The sequence below is a fragment of the Nitrosomonas sp. Nm34 genome (assembly GCF_900113925.1).
Lineage (GTDB): Bacteria > Pseudomonadota > Gammaproteobacteria > Burkholderiales > Nitrosomonadaceae > Nitrosomonas.
The window spans coordinates 37,326-55,147 of sequence record NZ_FORD01000017.1; the positions used below are offsets into that span (position 1 = coordinate 37,326).

General features: G+C 44.1%; 14 protein-coding genes. 13 read left to right on the plus strand and 1 reads right to left on the minus strand.

The annotated features are described in order from the left end of the window. Window positions 1-59: 59 nt before the first annotated feature. From mraY to BM283_RS08960, 13 genes are all read left to right on the plus strand, one after another. A complete protein-coding gene (gene mraY / locus BM283_RS08900; protein WP_090692171.1) occupies window positions 60-1,145 on the plus strand; it encodes a phospho-N-acetylmuramoyl-pentapeptide-transferase in 1,086 nt (361 codons plus the stop codon). Further along, entirely contained in the window at window positions 1,142-2,551 is a 1,410-nt protein-coding gene (gene murD, locus BM283_RS08905) for a UDP-N-acetylmuramoyl-L-alanine--D-glutamate ligase (RefSeq protein WP_090692174.1), read from the plus strand. Before mraY ends, murD begins: the two co-directional genes overlap by 4 nt. Before the next feature lie 3 nt (window positions 2,552-2,554). Beyond that, window positions 2,555-3,715 carry a putative lipid II flippase FtsW gene (gene ftsW, locus BM283_RS08910; RefSeq protein ID WP_090692176.1) on the plus strand — a complete coding sequence of 387 codons (1,161 nt, stop codon included), beginning with the start codon at window positions 2,555-2,557 and terminating at the stop codon, window positions 3,713-3,715. Window positions 3,716-3,761: 46 nt separating this feature from the next. Then, window positions 3,762-4,829, plus strand: coding sequence for an undecaprenyldiphospho-muramoylpentapeptide beta-N-acetylglucosaminyltransferase (gene murG / locus BM283_RS08915; protein ID WP_090692178.1), 1,068 nt, complete (start codon window positions 3,762-3,764; stop codon window positions 4,827-4,829). After that, entirely contained in the window at window positions 4,826-6,244 is a 1,419-nt protein-coding gene (gene murC / locus BM283_RS08920; protein WP_090692180.1) for a UDP-N-acetylmuramate--L-alanine ligase, read from the plus strand. The genes murG and murC overlap by 4 nt, the downstream gene beginning before the upstream one ends. Window positions 6,245-6,314: 70 nt before the next feature. Then, window positions 6,315-7,280 carry a UDP-N-acetylmuramate dehydrogenase gene (gene murB / locus BM283_RS08925; protein ID WP_090692183.1) on the plus strand — a complete coding sequence of 322 codons (966 nt, stop codon included), beginning with the start codon at window positions 6,315-6,317 and terminating at the stop codon, window positions 7,278-7,280. Continuing rightward, window positions 7,280-8,197 carry a D-alanine--D-alanine ligase gene (locus tag BM283_RS08930; RefSeq protein WP_090692185.1) on the plus strand — a complete coding sequence of 306 codons (918 nt, stop codon included), beginning with the start codon at window positions 7,280-7,282 and terminating at the stop codon, window positions 8,195-8,197. Before murB ends, BM283_RS08930 begins: the two co-directional genes overlap by 1 nt. A gap of 7 nt (window positions 8,198-8,204) precedes the next feature. Beyond that, entirely contained in the window at window positions 8,205-8,963 is a 759-nt protein-coding gene (locus BM283_RS08935) for a cell division protein FtsQ/DivIB (RefSeq protein WP_254776298.1), read from the plus strand. A 19-nt stretch (window positions 8,964-8,982) separates the two neighbouring features. Further along, window positions 8,983-10,221, plus strand: a complete 1,239-nt coding sequence (gene ftsA, locus BM283_RS08940) for a cell division protein FtsA (RefSeq protein WP_090692190.1) — start codon at window positions 8,983-8,985, stop codon at window positions 10,219-10,221. 71 nt (window positions 10,222-10,292) lie between these two features. Continuing rightward, window positions 10,293-11,441, plus strand: coding sequence for a cell division protein FtsZ (gene ftsZ, locus BM283_RS08945; RefSeq protein ID WP_046849738.1), 1,149 nt, complete (start codon window positions 10,293-10,295; stop codon window positions 11,439-11,441). 608 nt (window positions 11,442-12,049) lie between these two features. Further along, a complete protein-coding gene (locus BM283_RS08950) occupies window positions 12,050-12,505 on the plus strand; it encodes a hypothetical protein (protein ID WP_090692193.1) in 456 nt (151 codons plus the stop codon). Window positions 12,506-13,478: 973 nt separating this feature from the next. Continuing rightward, window positions 13,479-14,621, plus strand: a complete 1,143-nt coding sequence (locus BM283_RS08955; RefSeq protein WP_090692194.1) for an acyltransferase family protein — start codon at window positions 13,479-13,481, stop codon at window positions 14,619-14,621. Between the two features lie 312 nt (window positions 14,622-14,933). Then, window positions 14,934-15,923: a ferric reductase-like transmembrane domain-containing protein gene (locus tag BM283_RS08960; protein WP_090692197.1), complete on the plus strand. Its 990-nt coding sequence runs from the start codon at window positions 14,934-14,936 to the stop codon at window positions 15,921-15,923. Window positions 15,924-16,253: 330 nt separating this feature from the next. On the opposite strand, the gene BM283_RS08965 is transcribed toward BM283_RS08960, so the two are convergent. Beyond that, complete coding sequence (locus BM283_RS08965; RefSeq protein ID WP_090692199.1) at window positions 16,254-17,642, minus strand: 3'-5' exonuclease family protein; 1,389 nt, start codon at window positions 17,640-17,642, stop codon at window positions 16,254-16,256. Window positions 17,643-17,822: the final 180 nt, after the last annotated feature.

Here is a 17,822-nt window from a genome sequence, read left to right on the forward strand (position 1 = left end):
ATGAATGACAATAACTATTTAATGCAATATCAGCAACTTGTAGTGTTCTAAGGATAAAAATGCTATTAGTCATCTCTCAATGGATTTCCCAGGATATTCGTGCATTTAATGTGTTTAGTTATATTACTTTACGCACGATGTTGGCTGCACTTACCGCCCTGGTGATTTCATTTATTGTCGGCCCGACCATGATCCGCAAGTTGATGGCGTATAAAATTGGCCAATCCGTACGTAATGATGGTCCGCAAACTCATCTTGTTAAAGCAGGCACGCCAACAATGGGGGGAGCACTGATACTCGTCTCGATTATTATTACAACGCTATTATGGGCGGATCTGACTAATCAATATATTTGGATCGTTTTATTGACAACTTTGGGATTTGGCGTCATTGGCTGGATAGATGATTATCGTAAAGTAGTCCATCGTAATTCCAAAGGCCTGTCTGCATCAGTTAAGTTTTTCTGGCAATCAGTCATCGCGTGTTGTGTGGCATGGTATCTCGTCTCGATAGCTGAGCTTCCTGAACAGATTAATATGATTGTGCCATTCTTTAAAGAGGTGGTGATTCCATTGGGTGTCTCTGGTTTTGTGTTGTTGACTTATCTCGTTATCGTGGGAACAAGTAATGCAGTAAATTTGACAGATGGATTAGATGGTCTTGCCATTATGCCGACAGTTATGATTAGCGGTGCGCTGGCGATTTTTGCTTATGTAGCCGGTCATGTTGTTTTCGCAAAATATCTGGGTATTCCTTATATCGCTAATGCAGGTGAACTGGCAGTTTTTTGTGGTGCGCTTGCGGGTGCTGGTTTGGCATTTCTATGGTTTAACACTTATCCGGCAGAAGTATTTATGGGCGATGTGGGCGCGCTTTCACTGGGTGCAGCATTAGGAGTGATCACCGTGATTGTCCGTCAGGAGATCGTGTTGGTCATTATGGGCGGAGTATTTGTGATGGAAGCTTTGTCTGTGATGTTACAAGTCACATCCTTTAAGCTGTTTGGTAAGCGTATCTTCCGTATGGCGCCCCTTCATCATCATTTTGAATTGAAAGGATGGAAAGAAAATCAGGTGGTTGTCAGATTCTGGATTCTGACAATCATTCTAGTGTTAGTGGGATTATCAACATTAAAGTTACGATGAATCTGCATAATAAAAAAGTGCTGGTTTTGGGAATGGGTGAAACGGGTCTATCGATGGTGAAATGGTTGGCACGCCAAGGTGCAGAGGTGCGTGTTGCTGATAATCGTACTTCCCCTCCCAATCATGCAGTGCTGGAACATTTGCTTCCTGCTGGAAAAATATACAGTGGGCCGTTCAGAGCAGAAGTATTTGATGATGTTGATCTCATTGCGATCAGCCCGGGTGTGCCATTAGCTGAGCCGCTCGTACAACAAGCTGTGAAGCGCGACATCCCCGTTGTAGGAGATATTGAATTATTTGCCCAGGCACTAGAAAAGCTTGAGCAACCAAGGCCCAAAATTCTGGCCATTACCGGTTCGAATGGAAAGACAACTGTCACAACGATGGTAGGTGAGATGGTCAGAAATGCAGGATGGGATGTTGAAGTGGCAGGCAACATTGGTCCGGCAGTATTGGAATCACTCATGCGCCGCATGGACTTGGGTAAATTGCCGCAATATTGGGTGCTGGAGCTTTCCAGTTTTCAACTGGAAACAACACACAATCTTTCTGCTGATGCAGCAGCGGTACTTAATTTAAGTGAAGATCACTTCGATCGCTATGCTGGCATGCATGACTATGCAGTAGCCAAAGCAAGAATCTTTATCGGAGATAACAAAAGTGTCCAAATTCTAAATCGGGATGATGCAATGGTGCGCGCTATGGCATTGCCTGACAGAAAACAAATGACTTTTGGCCTGGATGAACCCATCTCAAATATGGATTTTGGTTTATTGCAAAGTGGTGCAGATCTTTGGCTGGTTCAAGGAGGCATGTACCTAATAAAAGCGAGCGAGATGATGATTCCAGGCAGACATAATATTGCCAATGCGCTGGCAGCGATAGCGTTATGTCGTGCCGTCACATTGCCCTATGAGCCCTTGTTGAAAACTTTGCGTGCGTTTCAGGGATTGCCTCATCGTATGCAAAAAATAGCGGTGATTAATAATGTTACTTTTTATGATGACTCCAAAAGTACTAATGTAGGATCCGCTATTGCAGCGTTGAGTGGAATGCAAAAAAACGTGGTGTTAATTGCAGGGGGAGATGGGAAGGGACAAGACTTTTTTCCTTTAAAGCAAGCTGTAGCTAACTGTACGCGTGCAGTGGTATTGCTTGGTCGTGATGCCAAGAAGATCGCTGAAGTGATCAGCGATGGCCAGCTTTTAATTCATTATGCAGCAACGATGGACGAGGCTGTACGGATCAGTTTTTTATTGGCACAACCCGGTGATGTGGTGATGTTGTCCCCAGCTTGTGCCAGTCTGGATATGTTTAGAAATTACATCCATCGGGCAGAGGTTTTTGTTGCTGCTGTCAAAGAAATTGAAAAGAAGTTTATTTTTTCTGATCAAGAGAGCCATTGAGCCATGATTAACCAGCCCACTATTAATCGCCAAGAAATAACAACCGATTTTGACTACTATCTGATTTGGTCTGCACTCGTATTGTTAAGCCTTGGGTTGGTCATGGTTTATTCTGCATCTATTGCAATCGCCGAGTCGGAATATGGTGAAAGTGGCTCATACTATTATTTGATACGCCATAGTATTTATTTGTTTGTAGGTCTAGTAATTGGATTTTTTGCTTTCCAATTTCCTATGCGCACATGGCGGGAATATTGTCCCTATCTGTTTTTGGTCGGAACCATATTATTAATTCTGGTATTGATTCCAGGAATTGGTCGTGAAATTAATGGCAGTCAGCGCTGGATTCCGCTGGGAATAGTCAATTTTCAACCCTCTGAGCTGATGAAGCTCTTAATGGTGATCTACGCTTCGGATTATGTCGTTCGTAAATTAGCTTACCTCGATAACTGGCGTAAAGGGGTTTTACCTATCGTAGCTTTGATATCCGCAGTAGGTTTTTTGTTACTGCGCGAACCTGATTACGGCGCATTTGTCGTTGTGACTGGCATTGCGGTGGCCATTATGTTCATGGGGGGGATGAGTCTTAAGCTATTTATTGGCGTGACGGGGTTGCTCGTTGCTTGTTTAAGTCTATTAATTATATCAGTAAGTTATCGTAGCAGCCGTATTGATGGCTTTCTGGATCCGTGGGCCGATCCTTATGGCAAGGGTTATCAATTAAGCCATGCATTAATTGCATTTGGGCGAGGTGAATGGTTTGGAGTGGGATTGGGTGGAAGTGTAGAAAAACTGTTTTATTTGCCGGAAGCACATACTGATTTTATGTTTGCTGTACTTGCTGAAGAATTGGGGTTTGTAGGTGTGGCAACGGTGATGGCGATGTTTACTTGTATACTTGTGCGCGCATTTAGTATCGGCCGTACCGCAGCCATCTTGGAAAACTATTTCTCAGCCTTGGTAGCACAAGGAATCGGGGTTTGGCTGGGGTTCCAGGCTTTTATCAATATGGGGGTAAATATGGGTGTGTTGCCGACCAAAGGATTGACACTACCACTTATGAGTTTTGGTGGAAGTAGTATCGTTGTTACCTGTATTGCACTTGCTGTCTTATTGCGGATAGATTGGGAAAATAGACAGAAAATAAAAGGGTTAAACGTGTGATAACTTTGATAACTATTCTAGTGATGTGAAGGTGGCACGAACAATCATGATTATGGCTGGTGGAACAGGCGGTCATGTTTTTCCTGGATTGGCAGTGGCTGATCATATGAAAACATTAGATTGGAATATCGTCTGGTTGGGTACATATAATGGGATGGAAGCGGTATTAGTACCCAAGCATGGCTATCACACTGAGCTTATTGAATTCTCCGGTTTGAGGGGGAAAAAAGCGTTGGATTGGTTATGGTTGCCATGGCGCTTGCTGCTGGCTTTCTGGCAGAGCGCCAGAATAATTATCCGCACTCAACCCGATGTGGTATTGGGAATGGGCGGCTATCCCGCTTTTCCAGGCGGTATCATGGCCTCATTACTAAATAAACCTCTCTTAATTCATGAGCAAAATGCAATTCCTGGCCTTACAAACCGGGTTCTTGCAAAAATCGCTGACAAAATTTTACTGGGATTTCCTGCGGCCATAGAAGGGACGACCAACAAGGTACAGGTGACTGGAAATCCAGTGCGATATGACATTTTGCGCTTGCCAGTACCTGGGCAACGTTTTGCTAAGCGGAGTGGGAGGCTTAAGGTATTAGTGATCGGGGGCAGTTTGGGGGCACGCATACTGAATACCACCATACCCCAGGCATTAAAGCTGATTCCGGAAAATGAACGCCCTTGGATCACCCACCAGGCAGGAAAAAATAATTTGAATGAGTTGCAAAAAAATTATGCCGAATATGGGGTGGAGGGCGACCTGGTATCGTTTATCGAAGATATGGCTGCGAGTTATGCGGAATGTGATCTAGTGATCTGCCGTGCTGGTGCGCTGACGATATCAGAGCTGGCGGTGGTGGGTGTGGCTAGTATTCTTGTTCCCTACCCTTTTGCAGTGGATGATCATCAAACGGCTAATGCTCAGTTCTTAAGCCAACATAATGCCGCCCTGTTATTGCCGCAAGACCAATTGACTCCAGAGGTTCTGGCAGATTTGATCCAGGGATTTACACGTGAAAGATTGCTGGAGATGGCAACACTCGCGCGCAGTCTGGCGAAACCGGATGCCACCAGAATAGTCGCAGAGGTCTGTCGGGAAATAGGAGCGCGGGCCAGATGAAGCATAAGGTTAGGCATGTGCATTTTGTCGGCATTGGCGGTTCAGGGATGAGTGGCATCGCTGAAGTCATGATTAACCAGGGTTATCGGGTAAGCGGCTCTGATCTAAGCAAGAATCTGACAACTGAGCGTTTGCAGCAATTGGGTGCCATAGTTCATATCGGCCATGCGAAGGAGAATGTGGCATCTGCTGACGTTGTGGTAACTTCAACTGCAGTAAAACAGGACAATCCTGAGGTTACAGCCGCACGTGAACGTCGTATTCCGGTGGTACCCCGTGCCATGATGCTGGCAGAATTATTACGCTTGCGACAAGGCATAGCTGTTGCAGGTACCCATGGTAAAACGACTACCACCAGCCTCATTGCAAGTATTCTGGCAGAAGCAGGACTTGATCCGACTTTCGTGATTGGTGGCAAACTCGAGGCAGCGGGTAGTCATGCCAAACTCGGTAGTGGGGAATTTATCGTAGTAGAAGCAGATGAGTCTGATGCTTCCTTCCTTTATTTAAAGCCTATTCTGGCAGTAGTGACCAATATTGATGCCGATCATATGGTTACTTATGGTCATGATTTCAGTAAGCTCAAACAGACATTTGTCGAATTTATCGAGCACTTACCCTTTTATGGCATGGCAGTTTTATGCATTGATGATAAAAATGTGCGCGAAATCATGTCAGCCATTACTAAACCAGTGACCACCTATGGCTTGTCCGAAGGGGCCCATATTAGTGCGACTGATATTCGCCACGATCATGGCAGAATGTATTTTTGTGCACATATTGGCGTAAATGGTGCCGCGCGCAAAATCAAGGTTACGCTTAATCTGCCAGGTATTCATAATGTTCAGAATGCACTTGCCGCTATAGCAGTTTGTAATGAGCTGGGCGTCTCGGATGCGGCCATCATTCGTGCGATGGCGACATTTGAGGGGGTCGAACGCCGTTTTCAGCGCTATGGTGAGATTAAATTGAACGGACAAGGTAGTTTTACCTTGATAGATGATTATGGTCACCATCCAGCGGAAATCGCTGCAACTATGGCGGCAGCGCGTGGTGCATTTCCTGGACGCCGGCTCGTGTTGGTTTTTCAACCTCACCGCTATACTCGTACGCGAGATGTGTTTGAAGATTTCATCCGAGTATTGTCGAGCGCTGATCTATTGCTGCTGACCGAGGTTTATGCAGCGGGAGAGGAGCCGATCGTTGCTGCCGATAGCAAATCACTAGCTCGTGCCATTAGAGTACTAGGGAAATTGGAGCCCATTTATACCGAATATATAGAGGAACTTCCTGCAGTGATCCATGAGGTTGTATTAGATAAGGATATCGTATTGATCATGGGTGCTGGCTCGATAGGGAAAGTAGCTGCTCGCGTGAAGCAAGCCGTGAAAAAGCTGGCTGTCGTCGGTGAATGAAGCTATGAGTACACTGATATCACGCCATCCAAAATCTAGTCGAGCGGTATCTCGGCCGCATGTGACGGTTATGAGCATTTCAGAGCAGGATGATTTTATTGGAGTGGTCGATACCCGTTTGCTACGGGGTGAGCTACGCATGCGTGAACCAATGAGAAAGCACGTTTCCTGGCGCGCTGGAGGTGTAGCAGATTATTTTTACTTACCGGCTGATCTGCAAGATCTTGTCCTTTTTTTACACCATTTACCGAGAACCGAGCCGGTTCATATGATGGGGTTAGGGAGCAATTTGCTGGTGCGTGACGGAGGACTCCGCGGTGTAGTCGTGGCATTGCATGCCCGGCTCAATGCTTTACTGCTGATCAAGCAAGATGAAGCAGGTGGCTTAATTTATGCCGAGGCAGGAGTGCCCTGTGCCAAGCTGGCACGTTTTGCAGCTTTACATCACTTGGCTGGTGCCGAATTTCTGGCTGGAATTCCAGGGACGGTAGGGGGAGCCTTAGCAATGAATGCCGGATGTTATGGGGCAGAAACTTGGGAAATTGTAGAGAAGGTCAAAACAGTTGATCGAGTAGGTAAGCTGCATGAACGCAACCCAGAGGATTATCTCGTCGGGTACCGGCATATCACTTTGCAACAAGCATCCGATAGCATCGACAATGAAGAATGGTTTGTCGGCGGGTGGTTCAAATTACACCAAGGTAATCATGACGATTCCCGACAAAAAATCAAAGCATTATTAGCAGCGCGTATTAGTAGTCAACCACTGAGTTTTCCTAATGCAGGTTCGGTTTTCCGTAACCCGACTGGCGACTATGCGGCGCGCCTGATTGAAGCATCGGGTCTCAAGGGCTATCGTGTAGGTGGAGCAGTCGTTTCAAGCAAGCATGCTAACTTTATCATCAATGACGAGAGTGCTACTGCTGCGGATATCGAGGCAATTATTTCCATGCTACGCAACACCGTGAAGGAAAAAACAGGAATTGATTTGATTCAGGAGGTTAGGATTATTGGCGATGCCAGGGATGAGAGATAATGCGTGTGCCTGACTACGGAAAAGTTGCAGTACTGCTAGGTGGGCGTTCAGCAGAGCGTGAAATTTCACTTAAAAGTGGCGCGGCAGTACTTGAGGCGCTGCTAAGTGAAGGGGTGGATGCCTATCCTTTTGATCCGGCTCATCAGCCTATGGAGGCGCTACAGCAACAAGGGTTCAATCGGGCATTCATCGCATTGCATGGCCGTTATGGAGAGGATGGTTCGGTCCAGGGGGCTTTGGAACTGATGGGGTTGCCTTATACTGGCAGTGGTGTTCTTGCGAGTGCTCTGGCAATGGATAAATGGCGTACTAAATTAATCTGGCAGGCCGTGGGCATTAGTACACCCCGTTACCTCATCATCAATGCCCAAAGTGATTTTGATGAAGTGGCAGCTTATCTCGATTTACCTTTGATCATTAAGCCTGCACGCGAAGGCTCAACAATAGGCCTTAGTAAGATTGAGTCAAAGAAAGACTTTTCAAATGCTTATCAGTTAGCAGCACAGCATGATTCGATTGTATTGGCAGAGCAATTTATTAAGGGTAAGGAATTAACTGCCGCAATTCTGGGTGAGACACCGTTGCCACTGGTTCGTATAGAAGTGACCGGAGAACTGTACGATTACCATGCAAAGTATGTTGCAAATGATACCCGTTATTTTTGTCCAAGCGGGCTGCCGGATGAACTTAGTCGCCAGCTACAGGCGCAGGCTTTACAGGCACACAGAATTTTAGGGTGCGCAGGATGGAGCAGGGTGGATTTGATCTTGGATAAAAATGATCAGCCTTACTTTCTTGAAGCGAATACATCCCCAGGCATGACTGATCATAGCCTTGTTCCGATGGCTGCGAAAGTTGCAGGTATTCCTTTTGAAGAGTTAGTCGTAAAAATTCTGGCATTGTCCTATGTGGAATAATTATCGAATGCTGAATCTATTTGCCAACATGATGTTTATAGGCGTGATATTGGCTGCAATCTATGTGCTTGGTTCAAGGGTGATAAAATTACCCTTGTTTGTACTAAAAGAAATAAATGTGGAAGGAATGAGTACCAATCAATTGGATAACACTAAGCTACGGTATATCACCCGCCAAGAGATTGAAGGTATTGCTCAGAATGAAGTGAGAGGAAATTTTTTTACTGTTAATTTGGATGCATTACGTGAAACATTTAAAAGTTTGCCATGGGTGCGGTCAGCAAAGGTTCAGCGTACTTGGCCATCAGGATTGAAAGTGATGTTGGAAGAACATAGCGCATTTGCGTACTGGGGCGATACGGCGCTAGTGAATAGGCAAGGAGAAATATTTCGCGCCCCGACTGACGAAATATTGCCGGTTTTTACCGGCCCTAGTGAAGAAAGCGTATCCGTGATTATGGATCAATATAAGATCTTTAACAAATTATTAGAGCCAATCAAACAAAGTGTTGCAGAAATTACGTTATCGCCACGGCATGCTTGGCTTGTTCGTCTGGAAAATGGAACATTATTAAAACTGGGTCGTGAAAAAATTGAAACTCGACTGAAGCGTTATATTTCGGTTTATAGCCAAAGTATCGTAAACATGAATCAGTCAATTCCTCTGGAATATGTGGATTTGCGTTATCCTAATGGGTTTGCCATACGACTGTCTGAGGCAATGCCACAGGTTTCGCGTAAGACCGGTACCGGCAAGAAGTTGTGAAATCAGGGAGGAATGTTAAATGAATAAAGCCAAAGAAGGCAGAGACCTGATCGTTGGTCTGGATATAGGCACTTCAAAGATTATGGCCATTGTTGCTGAAATAAAACCTGAGGGTGGTTTTGAAATTATTGGCTTGGGGAGTCATCCCTCACGTGGATTGAAGAAAGGCGTTGTGGTTAACATTGAAACAACGGTTACCGCGATCCAGCGAGCACTCGAAGAAGTTGAGTTGATGGCAGACTGTAAGGTAAGTGAAGTTTATACCGGCATTGCAGGCAGTCATATTCGAGGGTTCAATTCACACGGGATGGTTGCAATCAAGGATAAAGAAGTATCGGCACTGGATGTGGAGAAAGTGATGGAAACCGCCAAAGCGGTCAATATCCCAGCTGATCAACAGATCCTGCATATCCTTAATCAGGAATTTATTGTCGATGGGCAGGAAGATGTGCGGGAACCTATTGGTATGAGTGGAATACGGCTTGAAGTAAAGGTGCATATCGTGACTGGCGCAGTATCAGCTGCGCAAAATATTATTAAATGTGTTCATCGTTGTGGTTTGGAAGTACGCGATTTGATTCTGCAACCACTCGCTTCGGCCATTGCCGTTTTATCTGAGGATGAAAAGGATTTAGGTGTGTGCCTGGTTGATATCGGGGGAGGCACAACTGATATCGCAGTATTTACTAATGGGGCAATTCGCCATACTGCAGTGATTCCGATTGCTGGCGATCAAATCACGAATGATATTGCCATGGCGCTACGCACACCGACCAAAGATGCGGAAGACATCAAGTGTCGTTATGGGTGTGCCTTACGCACGTTAGCTGACGTGCGTGAAGCGGTGGAAGTGCCGGACGTAGGTAATCGAGGAGCACGCCAGCTTTCCAGGCAAACGCTCGCAGAAGTTATTGAGCCACGTGTAGAAGAGCTTTATTTATTGATACAAGCTGAATTACGACGTAGCGGTTTTGAACAGCTGCTTTCATCCGGAATTGTTATTACCGGTGGGAGTAGCTCTTTGCAGGGAATGGTAGAACTGGGCGAAGAAATATTTCATATGCCTGTACGTCTAGGGATACCTCAGTATAAAGGCAGTCTGGAAGAAGTTGTTCGAACTCCCAGATTTTCCACAAGTATTGGTTTAATTATGGCTGGTATGGAGGAGCATCGGCTCCATCAGCACAGCCATTTACAAGGGGGATCAGCTAAACAGGTCTTCGCAAGAATGAAAAGTTGGTTTCAAAAGAATTTTTGAGTATAGCGTTGTCAACACAGCACATTAAAACGAAGTTATCTAAAATTTAACATGCTAAAAGGAGAAGCATCATGTTTGAAATCATGAATACCGATAGTCAGGAAGCCATCATAAAAGTAATCGGTGTGGGGGGATGCGGTGGCAATGCAGTCGATCATATGATCCAGAATGAAACAAAAGGAGTTGAATTCATTTGTATTAATACCGATGCGCAGGCACTCAAAGCAAACCGTGCGCCCACCTTGCTTCAGCTCGGTGGGGGTATTACGAGAGGATTGGGAGCAGGTGCCAACCCGGAAGTTGGGCGTGAAGCTGCTTTGGAAGATCGGGATCGCATTGCAGAATTGATTCAAGGCGCTGATATGCTATTTATAACAGCCGGTATGGGTGGGGGTACCGGAACAGGGGCTGCACCCGTGGTAGCACAAATAGCCAAGGAAATGGGTATTCTGACTGTTGCTGTGGTCAGCAAACCTTTCTCATTTGAAGGAAAACGTCTGAAAACAGCCCAAGCTGGTATGGAAGCCTTGGCACAGCATGTTGATTCTTTAATTGTCATTCCCAATGATAAGCTGATGATGGTGCTGGGTAACGATATCAGTATGCTGGACGCGTTCAAAGCAGCCAATGACGTGCTATACGGCGCAGTAGCGGGTATTGCTGAAGTGATTAATTGTCCTGGGCTTGTCAATGTCGATTTTGCTGACGTTAAAACCGTCATGTCAGAAATGGGTATGGCCATGATGGGCTCAGCTGTGGCAAGTGGGGTCGATCGTGCACGTATGGCAGCAGAGCAGGCAGTGGCTAGTCCGCTACTTGAGGAAATAACACTATCAGGTGCACGCGGCGTTTTAGTAAATATTACTGCCAACTCAGGCATGAAAATGCGCGAAGTACATGAAGTAATGAATACGGTTAAAGAGCTGACAGCTGAAGATGCGACCGTAATTGTTGGAACAGTCATCGATGAAGGAATGAACGATGACTTACGTGTAACGCTCGTTGCCACTGGGTTGGGAAGCGTTACTCAAACCCAAACCCGACCCCTTACCGTTATCCATACCCGTACCGGAACAGATGATAGAGCCTCCACTATGCAGTTTGAGGAACCAGCTGTGATGCGTACAGGAAGGAGAAGCAGTGCCACGGTAGCAGCAATGCAGCAATCAGGTGTCGACCCGATGGATATTCCGGCATTCCTGAGAAGACAAGCAGATTAAAAATTAGCTTTAAGACAATAATATCGAAGAAATCTGGTAATCTGGTTCTTGATTGGTAACTCCTAAACGCATGTTATACTGCCCCTACCGATTACAATAGGGGCAGTATTGTTATTGGCACATTAATTTATTCGGCTTAATAACTCCATTTCTAAATCAAAAATGACGTGAAGACGAGTCGTAGACAGCATCAACAATACGGCAAGGTGAAGCTGGCAAAGTCAGCTTTGATTTAGAAATGGAATAACATGGCTCACTGAGCTGATAGCTGAATTTAGTTGCTCTATACAAAATCTTGTCAAACTTTTCCTCTTAAGTTTTATCCAATATACAAGAAATGACCGTTCTTCGTGCTGGATAATTTTTCTGAAGTTACGGGAATTATTGTCCGATCCTGGATCGGAATATGTTTGAGAGTTCGGCATTACTGTGCTTTTAGAGTTTTTCTCTATGTGTGTAACTCATAAAATCAATTATTTAAAATACTAACTTACCCAAAAAGTCAGTTATACAGACCTCTCTTTAAAAGAGATAGGGAATTTTTTGCTCTATGGTAATTGTGCTTTAGCCAGACAAAATCGGGCGATGGGATGAAGAGGTGGCAGTAAATGGAAACTTTTAATTTCTGGAATTATCCAGATAATATCTGGATATTGACTGGATTGATTCTGGTCATAGCGGTTAGTTTGTTGAAGATGCTTTCAGTCAATAATCAGAATAGCCGTAAATCTAAACAGCAGCTACAGAAAGGTATTAATTATTTATTTGTACTTAGCATAACCGGTATGGCGCTTAGTATTCTATTTTCTCAAAACAGCAGTCAAACAACATCCCAGCAAACTCCGCTTTCCTTTCCCACTCAAGACGCGATTGATCACAGATCTCCACAATCATTTGGCAGTGATACTGATAACGCTGTAAATACTGGGGATAGTATGAACTTTAATCAGTTATTTAGCATAATGCCCGATCGCGTGCGCTCGGGACGCCCAAAGACGACTGATCAGCAAAAAAAAGATGAGGATAGTGTAATCACTTCTGATGATGAAAAAGATTTTCGTTAACGAGAACTAATGGTGATCTCATTTGTCTCCTTTATTGATGAGCTTATTATTTGCATAAGTGGGGGGAGCTGATTACATTATAAAAAACAATAAGATAATTGAATTGTTCTTTGCTGTGAAGGAAATTAAATCATTTTAAGCATCGCGAAAATTCTATTTACGGTAGTTTTCTCGGAAAATTAACATAATTTTAATGAACAGTTAATCTTCAAGTCGAAATCTTCCTATCAATTATTTATAAAGTTAATGTAGGTATATTCCAAGTGGATAGAGATAAATGTACTAATATTTATCACATTATCATGTGATAAATATGGATTAATTTATCCTAATCTGGCTTTTCAATAACGCTATGCTGAGAATTAAATAGTTATATTGCCTTTATTTTAAAAGGAGGTAACTTAATTGATCCCAGACCATTTTTGTATTCTCGTTTGATCAACGATTTCGCTAAAGTTGGCCAATACTTTATGGGTGAGTAACCATTCGCATACTCGTATTGGGAGCACCACCCGCTTTCTTTATAGTTGTATTAGAGGAATAAGTGATTCTTCCTATGTGCGCGATAATCACTGTATTAATGGATACAAAGCTGCGGATCACATGGATGGCGATTGTAGTAAGGCTATTGCATTATTAGCAGTACTGATGCCTTCTTTTTGAATGATGGCTCTAAAATTGGTGTAAGTACTTTCGAGGATCTTGATATTGATGATCGTGGAAGCGATAAAGTAGGGCAGCCATTGGTCATAGTACAGCCACTTTGGTAGAGAGTTTTTCCACTTGGCTATAGCTTAAAAATTTTTTTCACTCTAATTTCACATAAAAATACTGAAATTAGATTCAATCCAGCAGATAGCCGCTCAACTTGGTGACTGCCAAATCAAACCGTAATTAATACATTTTAAAGCAGACCGAAACCTCACTTCATAGCAACAAGAGGTATCGTGACTGGAGAGGATTTTTTTATTTTATGATGCACACACTAAAAAAAGATGAGATTCGTTCCCATACTGCTCTACGAGGCTGGGCAGCATTAATGGTAGTGCTCGTTCACTTTCGGTCCTTTTTGCATCCATCGATTGATCCGGATGAGATAACATTTTTCTTTGCAAAGGGTTACCTTTGGGTAGATTTTTTCTTTATCCTCAGCGGTTTCGTTTTGTCCTATGTCTATGGTATCGAACGTCCTGAGCGTCGTACTTTTCCTGAGGTTACTTACTATCTGATTGCTCGTTTTGCTCGAATATATCCATTACATTTCGTATCGCTTATAGCTGTTTGCTTATTCTTTATCACAGGAGCCCTGATTAATTGGGGTTGGGAGGGAGAATTTTGCTGTGTATTCGAGGATGACTTGCGAAGCCCCGAATCACTGGTGGCTAACCTGTTCCTTATTCATGCTTGGGGTATGTTTGATTTTGAGACATGGAATCGCCCATCATGGTCTCTCAGTGTGGAGTTTTTTTGCTATCTGGGCTTTGCTGCTCTTCTCGGCATGGAAGGCCGAGGCAGAAAACTTGTTTTACTTGCTTGGTCATGCACTGCCATGCTTTTCTATTGTTTTTATCTGGGTACTAGTAGTGATGTAGATGAAAATTTTCGCTTGTCTATCATACGTGCTGCATCAGCTTTTTTGATTGGAATCATGCTGTTCTTAAAGCGTGAGACGATGTCTGCTGTCTCTGACAGATGGTTAACGATTATTCAGATCACGGCAGGTATTATGCTTTTGCTGGCACTACACTTTGGTATCACTGATGTTGTCTCGATTGGTTTAATGGCTGTGATAGTTTTAATTACTTGGGAAGATCGGGGCTTCTTATGCAAGTGGCTTGCCACGCGCCCGCTATACACGATCGGAGTATTTTCGTTCTCCATTTATATGTGGCATTATCTTATTAAGTTCGCCGCACAGAAGGATTGGGAAAGTTATACTGGCCTGGCTTTGCAGAGTAGTGCTGCTGGATCGCTATTACTCATCGCTTGTATGATCACCCTGGTCATCCCGATCGCAATTTGGAGTCATCGTTTGCTGGAAATACCCGCACGTAGATGGATTACCTCTCAGTTGAATGGTTTACTTGAAACCAGGTATATGCCTAAGTGTGCGTGATTCTGTGTATTATCAAAAAAGGAGTTTAGCTTTAAGGACGGTCGCTCAAGTAGTTAAGGAGTTTCTTGGTCAATGCTGAGATGGTTGACCTGTTCAAGCATGTTGTAACTCCCCAATAAAGTGATCTTTTTGAGTTTTGCCATTTTAGTTTCATATTGGAAGGGGTTCACGCTCGACCCCATCCAATGACAGCTTTTATTCGATTTCTAAATCAAACCTGACTTTGTCGGATTTCCTTATCGTATTATTAATACTGTCTGCGGCTCGCCTTCGCATCATTTATGATTTAGAAATGGAATTAGGTTTAATGTGATGAAATATATAATTATCGCTCTGGCGCTATTGCCAGCATCAATGAAGATCTCTTCGTTACCATTCAATGCATACGGATTTGGCCTATTATCCGGTTGGCTTGGTATGGGCTTGATTGCTGCAAGTTTATTGTTAATGATACGTGAGCCGGCCTGGGCAGACTGGTTTGATGGCTTGCAGCATATGTATCTCTGGCATCATAGAATGGGTGTGATGGGTTATGTATTGTTATTAGCTCACCCCTTGATTCTGTCTAGCCATTACTTTGAGCTAGATCTCGATGTTGCATGGCAGTATTTATCTCCTTTTAATCCAGATCCCATTAATATGGTGGGGTGGACAGGATTGATTATCTTTATGCTGGGTCTGGCGGCAACTTTTACTCAGCGCTTGTCGTATAGCCTGTGGCGGCGTCTGCATATGATATTGGTTGGAGCAGTAATGTTAGGTCTAGGGCATATATGGATAGCTGATAATTCTTCTGTCAGCTTCGTTATGGCTTGCTTTACAGTTGCTATAGCCATTGGCTGGCGAAGCATACGGGGAGATTATGGCATTGGTGCATTTCCTTATGAAGTCAATGCTGTTTATCATCCGACAGAACAAATTACTGAAGTATCTTTGCGTTCTCTGGCAAAACCCATGCTTGTTGCACCAGGCCAGTTTGTCAAGGCAGCTTTCTTTCAAGGTCCGAATTTCCAAGGATGTGGAGAATTCCATCCTTATACAGTCAGCAGAGTAGCAAAGGACGGTAGCTTATCTTTAAATATTAAGGCGCTGGGTAATTGCACGAAGCATATCCAGTCGCTTGAGCCTGGCGTTGCCGTCCATCTGCAAGGTCCTTATGGCAACTTTTTAATTGATCGGCCATCCTCACCGGAGATATGGATTGCTGCCGACCCCTTTTCTGGCTTTATTACGCAGCGACAAAGTGGACCGGAAAACAGAACTGATTTACCTTCACCGAGAGAAAGAAAATGTACCCTTTGAAAAAGAACTACAAACTTATGCGGCTAACCAAGAGCTTTTACATTTTTATTCTTTAGCAATGGAAAATGATCCCACGCTTTTATTTAAATGGTTGGCGAGTATCAGGAGATTAAAAGAGCAGCAAATATATCTCTGTGGACCACCATCGTTAATAGCGCTAACCACCAGTTGGTTACAGGAACAAGGTGTATCCAGGCGGCAAATTCATTTTGAGCAGTTTGATTTCCGTTAATGAAATATATTTATGTCATCACAACCTTATTGTTTTGGCTGTTCGTGGTGGGTTTATGGGCTGTACACTTCTTGACCATTTGAACCGGATAATGTTATTCACCAAGAGCAAGCGGTGACTGATCCCTTTAAATCAACAATAGGCTGTAATAACTTTATAGCTTTCAATAATATTTGGTAGGAATCTTTGTCGAATTGAGGTTTTGGTGAATTCAGAAGTTGGCAGAGTTCCGCCTCCGTTTTGATCGTGCCAAGATAAGCCCAGTTATCTACTATGATCAAATCATCATTTTCCTTTAGGTAGGCGGGACCCGTAAAAGGCCAGGTATGAAGGCGTAGTTGGGATAGCACTTCCTTCAGGCGTAGTGAATGCATAACTAACGGTTCTTCACCAACACACGCACCGCGGCATTTTTTGAGCTGTCTAGCGAAGCATGGGTTGCCCGCTTTAACCTTTTCCAGCCCAATGATGGCCTTGCAAAGTCCATGCTCGTTTGCCAGACCGGACAGTGCATTGTTGGCTGCTCGCAGACTTTTAAATAGGCCATAAAGATTCGATTGTTCACCAAAGTTTAAATCATGCGCATAAGCTATGTTAACATGCAGTCCTGCTTCAGTTTCCTTGAGCGAGATCGAACAGAGCTCATTATTGCGTCGAAGTTTGCGGTTATGCGTCGGTTGAAGCTTTTTCACCAGTTCGACTTCCTTGAGCAGTGCGCCGATCTCGCCTCCTGTCTCGACATAGTCAATCCGCCGTACCTGCTGCGAAAGGCTCATTTCTTTTGCTGACGAAACGTCGCCGGTGAAATGAGAAAGTACCCTTTGGCGAAGTTTCTTTGACTTGCCAACATATAGTGGGAGTTCGTTCTCTCCGTAAAATAAATAGACACCAGGACCTGTAGGTAGGCTATCCAGCATCTGCTCGTCCAAATATGTCGGCATGCTTGGGCGTCCAGACAAGGCTTTGATCGCAGCCGCAACTTCGATGGCAGGGATCTGTTGCTGGATCTTTTGCCAAAACTGATGAATAAGTTGCGCATCTGCCAGTGCTCGGTGACGGCCATTTACCTGCAAGCCATGCCGCTCAATCAGACTATCCAGATTGTGCTTAGGGTGTCCGGGGAATAGACGTCTCGAAAGTTTGACGGTACAGATTGTCGTTGCCCGGAAGTCATAACCTTCGCGTTTAAATGAGTGTTTTAAAAATCCATAATCGAACCGGGCGTTGTGCGCAATGAAAAGACGGTCTTCTATCATGCAGAATATTTGATGGGCGATTTCTGCAAAGGTTGGGGCATTTGCCACCATTTCGTTGGTAATCCCGGTCAAATTCTCAATAAATGTAGAGATTCGTGTTTCCGGATTGATCAGGCAGCTCCATTCTTGAGCCTCAGAACCATCAACCAAGATAATGCCAATCTCGGTGATCCGATCGACAGAAGCGGTGGTGCCCGTAGTTTCAAGATCAACGAAGGCTAAGGGCTGCATTGGTCGAATTCTCCGCTAAATTTTAGCAACTCAATAGCAACCAAAAATCATGAGGCAGCTCTGTATAAATCACTTCGCCTGATTTTTAATCAAATGGGGATTGGGGACAGAAAAAATAATCTCTGTCATTTTGCCTTGCAGTACCATAAATATCACTTACATTCATGGTTGGATGACAGA